Consider the following 2,221-nt stretch of genomic DNA (forward strand, 5'->3'; position numbering starts at 1 on the left):
AAGACCATGTCCTCAACAAGACAGGTTTGTATGTAACAATTGGGATTGGAGATAATATGCTCTTAGCTAAATTAGCTTTAGATAATGAAGCAAAACACACTAAAGACCGCATTGCTGAATGGCGATATAAAGATGTTCCAGAAACGGTTTGGAAAATAGAAAACATGATCGACATGTGGGGCATTGGAGAACGGACCGAAAAGCGATTAAGTCATTTAGGAATTCAGTCAATATACGACCTAGCACATTCAAACTTCTATCATCTAAGAGAGTCTTTAGGACTTATCGGAGAACAACTGTATGCTAGTTCTTGGGGAATCGATCGTAGCAATATTAGAGAGCCATACCGGCCATTAGAGAAAAGTTATGGAAACTCTCAGATCCTTACCAAAGATTACGTAAATAGACAAGAAATTAAAATTGTCATTCGGGAAATGGCTGAACAAGTCGCAACACGCATTAGAAAACACCATTGTCAAACAGGTTGTGTCACTCTTTCTATTGGTTATTCTAGAAATACAGAAGAACGCGGTTTTTCACGTCAAATGAAAGTACCCGTTACTTCTAACTCGAAAAAATTAGTGCAGTATTGCTTTGAACTCTTTACTAAATATTATGATGGGCAAGCTGTTCGAAATATTGGCATTACCTATTCACATTTAACCTATACAAGTCATATCCAATTAGATTTATTTGAAGATCCTTCTCAACAAATTGCAAACGAAAAGTTAGATCTGTTGGTGGATAGAATAAGAGAAAAATATGGGTTTCAATCACTAGTACATGCTAGCAGTCTTTTAGAAGGAGCTACAGCTATTAATCGGAGTTCGCTTATTGGGGGACACGCTGGCGGAATGGAGGGCATACAATGAGTTTTTTAAATGGAGAGTACCGAGATCGCGGGATTAAAAAATGGGCCGGCTTCTATTTATCAGAGCATACCGCTGCTCAAGAAAAAGGAACCAGTGAAAGAAAAAGTTTAAATCACCAAAAAAGACAAATGACTCAAAAAGAAATTGAAGAAATATTGAACGAAGCCATTATAAAAAATAAAACTGTCGCTATTCAACTTGAAAAAGTAGACCAAAATGGAATGTATGAAGATGATATTATAGGTCCTGTTAGGGGCGGTGATGCATTAGGCATTTTTATAAATAACACAAAAGTTGAATTTGATGAAATTCGCCATATTCAATTTGTCACTCTTAAAAAATGGAGCAAGATGACAGACGATATGTGAACTTTATAGAGGAGCAAACTACTCTATTTTAAAAGGCAGATCAATGAAAAAATGTGAGCAGAATAGGAGCAGCAGTATTTAAATACAGACTAAAACAAATATTCATTAACAAACAAAAAACCACTAAGAATCCTGTCAGGTAAACAGTTTCTAGTGGTTTCGAATTATACAGAATAACTATGAATATGGAGATAAGGGGGTTCGAACCCCTGACCTTTTGGCTGCCAGCCAAACACTCTCCCAGCTGAGCTATACCCCCATAAATAAGAATAAATTCTTATTTATAACTGCCTTGATTATATCAGATGAAGGTCTTTCAATGCAAGGTAAATTCCATCTTCGTTGCAATTTTCCGTTACTTTATCTGCTTTTAGTTTGATCGTTTCTAATGCGTTCCCCATAGCTACTCCCATTCCCACTTCAGTCAGCATTTCAAGGTCATTTAACCCGTCACCAAAAGCTATCGTATCTTCCAACTTAAATCCTTGGTTTTCAGCAAACTTTAAAACTGTACGAGCCTTAGAGCCATCGTGCGGAACAACATCTACTCCAGTGTTATGCCAACGGACAAATTTAAATTTAGGAAATTGACCATTTTCATAAGCTGCTTTTTCTGCATCAGGATAAAAAATCAATCCTTGATATAACGGATGATGCAAATAATAATCAGCATCATGCGGCGGGACACTTGAGCCGACGCTTTTCATGGCTGTCATCATTCTAATATCGTTTTCTGCATGACGTCTTTTTAAAGCATCCACTGATTCATACACAATAGCATGTTCTTGCGCATCAGCTACTTGCAGCAACCGTTCAAATTCTTTTAGATCCAGTTTGTTTTCAAAAACCAATTCATTATGATAATAACCTGCTGCGCCATTGCAAAGAATGTAGTTTGTAAACTCTAATTCATCGATAATAATTTGAGCTAAAGCCAGATTTCTGCCTGTTGCAATTACAACTTCGTGCCCATTTTCTTTT

2 protein-coding genes, 1 tRNA gene and 1 pseudogene are annotated in these 2,221 nt (G+C 36.7%); 2 read left to right on the plus strand and 2 right to left on the minus strand.

Annotated features, from left to right (window positions below; genetic code table 11):
- Both RT405_RS00020 and RT405_RS00025 read left to right on the plus strand, forming a co-directional pair.
- Nucleotides 1-872, plus strand: a pseudogene (locus RT405_RS00020) (DNA polymerase thumb domain-containing protein); the annotation flags it as partial.
- Nucleotides 869-1,240 carry a hypothetical protein gene (locus tag RT405_RS00025; RefSeq protein ID WP_313466671.1) on the plus strand — a complete coding sequence of 124 codons (372 nt, stop codon included), beginning with the start codon at nucleotides 869-871 and terminating at the stop codon, nucleotides 1,238-1,240. The pseudogene RT405_RS00020 and the gene RT405_RS00025, both read left to right, overlap by 4 nt.
- Nucleotides 1,241-1,426: 186 nt before the next feature.
- On the opposite strand, the gene RT405_RS00030 is transcribed toward RT405_RS00025, so the two are convergent.
- Nucleotides 1,427-1,499: transfer RNA gene (locus RT405_RS00030), tRNA-Ala, on the minus strand.
- Between the two features lie 37 nt (nucleotides 1,500-1,536).
- A partial coding sequence (locus tag RT405_RS00035) for a Cof-type HAD-IIB family hydrolase (protein ID WP_313466672.1) occupies nucleotides 1,537-2,221 on the minus strand: 685 nt, incomplete at its 5' end.

This window comes from Carnobacterium sp. (assembly GCF_032094055.1).
Lineage (GTDB): Bacteria > Bacillota > Bacilli > Lactobacillales > Carnobacteriaceae > Carnobacterium_A.

Coding starts and splice junctions, on each gene's coding strand:
- RT405_RS00025 (WP_313466671.1), top strand. CDS start 869: ATGAGTTTTTTAAATGGAGAGTACCGAGATCGCGGGATTAAAAAATGG.